This is a genomic window from Flavobacterium sp. UBA6195, assembly GCF_002422095.1.
Lineage (GTDB): Bacteria > Bacteroidota > Bacteroidia > Flavobacteriales > Flavobacteriaceae > Flavobacterium.
Genome location: NZ_DITB01000088.1, coordinates 1 through 3,777 on the forward strand (window position 1 = coordinate 1; position 3,777 = coordinate 3,777).

Here is a 3,777-nt window from a genome sequence, read left to right on the forward strand (position 1 = left end):
AATCTACATCATCAAAGGATAATTTGAAATCTTTATAAGTAGAATCACGCATGGTTCCAAAGAAATCTATCTTTTGCTCGTTATGAGATAATGTTAACTTTTGAAAATCGAAATCTTTGAACTTTTTATCAAATACAATTTTATTATCTTCTGTTTCTTGCTCGTTAATAAACCAAAGGTACTCTTTGAACTTAATCTCCGATTTTTTAAATCCAACGATAGATTGCTTATTTTCATTTATGGTATGATATAAATTCAAATCATACGTATCTTCGCTCTTAGGTCCACCTTTAAACTCAGAACGCACAAATAATGTGTCATTTAAAGTTAGGTTAATCAAATTAAAATCTGCAATTGTATATTTATTATTCTTAATAGAATCAACCGTAATGTAAGCATTGTATAATGGATTCTTATTGTCAATCTCAATATTTACATTTTCAATAGTATTTTCATATGCAATGATATTTGGAGAAGTAAAATCAAAAACAAACTTTCCTTCATCACCACTTATTTTTCCTTTAGCTTTTGTGTTTTCAGAAATTTTAACTTCGGGTATAAAAACTTCTACCATTTTATCATAAATAGTTAAGTCAAAATTTAAAAATTGTCCTTTTTCTAATTTGTTTGGAGAATAATTGGCATACAAACTCCCCAATGCATTTTCGACCATTTTTTGCAATTGATTTACTTTGTATTTTCCTACTATTTGCCCTGTTATAATATCGGGAGAATTAATTTCAATAGTTCGAACTCGTTCCGTATCAAAAGAAGAGGTCACTTCAAAATCATCAAAAAAATAGGAATCTTTACTATTTTGATACGAAACATTATTAATTTTTAAAACACCTGCTAAATCATCAATTGAATTTCCATCAGCTTTAAAATTGATATTCCCTTTAAAGATTGAAATAGAATCTGTTTTGTAAAAATTTAAAATATGTAAATCGGCATAGTCAATTTGGGCTTTAAAATCGTAGTTTTTAGCTTTTAAACTTAAGTCGATAGTTCCATCGAAATCCATTTTTAAATTTGGATCATTACTATTGAAATAGCCTTTATAATAGGGCATTTTCATGCTTCCATCAACCGTAATGTTTTGATAATTATATCCGTTATAATAAAATTGATCAATTTTTCCTTTTATAGCTGTATTCAACAATTTTTGAGTGAACCCTTTTCCATCAACATCTAAATCTAAAGTAGTTTTTCCAATCTGTTTTTCACTTAAAAGTATTCCTAAATCAAAAGCATCTAACTTTATATTTCCTTGGTAAGAAGCATTATCAATATTATTGATGTTTTGCATCGCTAAATTACCTTCTAAATAACCCAATTGCGATAACATCGAAACATCGGCGTTGATGTATTTTTGAGTTAATTCTACAGCACCAGCAATATTTACATTTCCTAATTTAGCCAAAACCGATGGTAAATTATTGCCTAAAATTCGAGGTAAAATCGATTTTAAATCTTCATAATTGGAAGTAATTCGATCAAAGTTTCCTTTCATGTAAAACTCTTGATTTCCTTTTCCAAACAGATTTCTAAAATTAACTGTACCAATAATTTCTGATTGATTTTTATCTATTAATTTTAAATTATAAGTTGTGAAATTATTCAATGTACCAATCAAATGCGTATCAACATAAAAGACATTGTTTTTTCCAAATTCATTGTAAAAGTAATTCAAATCGTTTGAAGCAATAGTAGCTTTATCGAACTGAACATCAAAAATAACTTTGTTATTAAAATCTGAAAAATCTTTTCTGTTGTACTTCAACTCTACTCTACCTTTCATTTCAGATGAAGGCGTTTTCATTGCCAATTGATCTAACAAAATGTTTTTCTTGGTATACGTAAAATCAGCTGTAATATTTTCGACTAACAATCCGCGATGATCTTTGAAAGATAGCTTGTCAATAAATGTGTAAACATTAGGACCTTTGATAAAGAAATCTTCGATTTTACCATTTAATTGCGTAAAATCAAGCATTTTTGGTGTTTGAAGATTGTAATCGATGTATTGAAAACGGCTGTTATAAACCGTCATCTTATTGGCTTTCATTCTAAATCTTCCCGAAGAAGGAGAACCATCGTCAAAAGCTTCAATGAATTTATCTAAGTTGGTATAATCTTCGTTTTTGTAATTTACAATTCGAACATCCATTCCATGCAAAACCACATCTTTCAAATACGGATGACCTGGGTCGTAAATTTTCTTAAAACTTAAAATAGACGTATTTAATTTCTTAATGTAAAACAAAGTATCTTGATGATGATCTAAAACTAAAACATCGCCAAGTTTTACACTTCCGAAAGGCGTAATGGCAACTTTTCCTATCGCTATATTAGTTCCGAAAGACTTATTCAAGCTATCAGTCGCGTATTTTCCTAAAGCAGTTTGCACAAAAGGTAACGACAAAAGAATACCCAATACAAGAAACAGCAATAAAATTGCTAATAGGGAACGAAATAGTATTTTTTTAAATTTTTTGATACGTTCTTTTGTTTTAAATTTGCTACCAATTATATAACTGGGTGTATAATCCAACAAAAATAAGGAAATTTGTAAGATAATTACAATATCCCTATTCCAAATTTCATGCCTAAAATGTCAGAAAGAAAAATATATACTTTAGCCATCGAAAGTTCGTGCGATGACACGTCTGCAGCCGTACTATGTAACGACGTTGTTTTATCCAATATTGTGGCGCGACAAGCGATTCACGAAGAATATGGTGGCGTAGTTCCAGAATTAGCTTCGAGAGCGCACCAACAGAATATTGTTCCTGTTGTAGATGTTGCTATAAAAAAGGCTGGAATTACCAAAAATGACTTGAATTGTATCGCTTTTACACAAGGTCCAGGATTGATGGGTTCGCTTTTAGTAGGCGGTTCTTTTGCGAAATCGATGAGTATGGCTTTGGATATTCCGTTAGTGGCGGTAAATCACATGAAAGCGCATATTTTAGCGCATTTTATTGATGAAGAAGGTTTTGATAAACCTACTTTCCCTTTCTTAGCATTGACTATTTCTGGCGGACATACACAAATTGTGAAAGTAAATAGCTTTTTCGATTTGGAAATTATTGGAGAAACTACTGATGATGCGGTGGGAGAAGCTTTTGATAAATCGGCTAAAATCTTAGGACTACCCTATCCTGGTGGTCCTTTGATTGATAAATTTGCAAAAGAAGGAAATCCGAAAGCGTTTCCGTTTACTAAACCAAAAGTTGACGGATTAAATTTTAGCTTCAGCGGTTTAAAAACCCAAATTTTATATTTCATCCAAAAAAATGTAGCGATAAATCCGAATTTTATAGAAGAAAACAAAGCTGATATTTGTGCTTCCATTCAATATACCATTATCAATATTTTAATGGATAAATTGAAATTAGCTGTTGCTGAAACTGGAATTAACCAAATTGCAATTGGTGGTGGTGTTTCTGCAAATTCAGGAATTAGAACCACATTAAAAGAAGCAGAAAAAAAATACGGTTGGAAATCTTACATTCCAAAATTTGAATACACAACCGATAATGCGGCAATGATTGGAATTGTAGGGTATTATAACTTTTTAGAGGAAAATTTCAGTCAAGCTGATGTCACTTCTAAAGCACGAATTGAATTTTAAGATTATGAATAAAGTTTTCTTACTTCTCTTAATCTCTTTAACAACTTTTGGTCAAAAAAAACCAGAGGACTTTGGATATAAACATATAATCAATTGATTTATTATATGTAAAGATTATATGTTTATATCCAAAGTCCTCT

At 30.3% G+C, this 3,777-nt stretch carries 1 protein-coding gene and 1 pseudogene; one reads left to right on the top strand and one right to left on the bottom strand.

What is annotated here, in order from left to right; genetic code table 11:
• Positions 1-2,425 (bottom strand): annotated as a pseudogene (locus tag B4I81_RS07950) (translocation/assembly module TamB); the annotation flags it as partial.
• Between the two features lie 189 nt (positions 2,426-2,614).
• On the opposite strand from B4I81_RS07950, the gene tsaD reads away from it, so the two are divergent.
• Complete coding sequence (gene tsaD / locus B4I81_RS07955; protein ID WP_291109442.1) at positions 2,615-3,637, top strand: tRNA (adenosine(37)-N6)-threonylcarbamoyltransferase complex transferase subunit TsaD; 1,023 nt, start codon at positions 2,615-2,617, stop codon at positions 3,635-3,637.
• Positions 3,638-3,777: the final 140 nt, after the last annotated feature.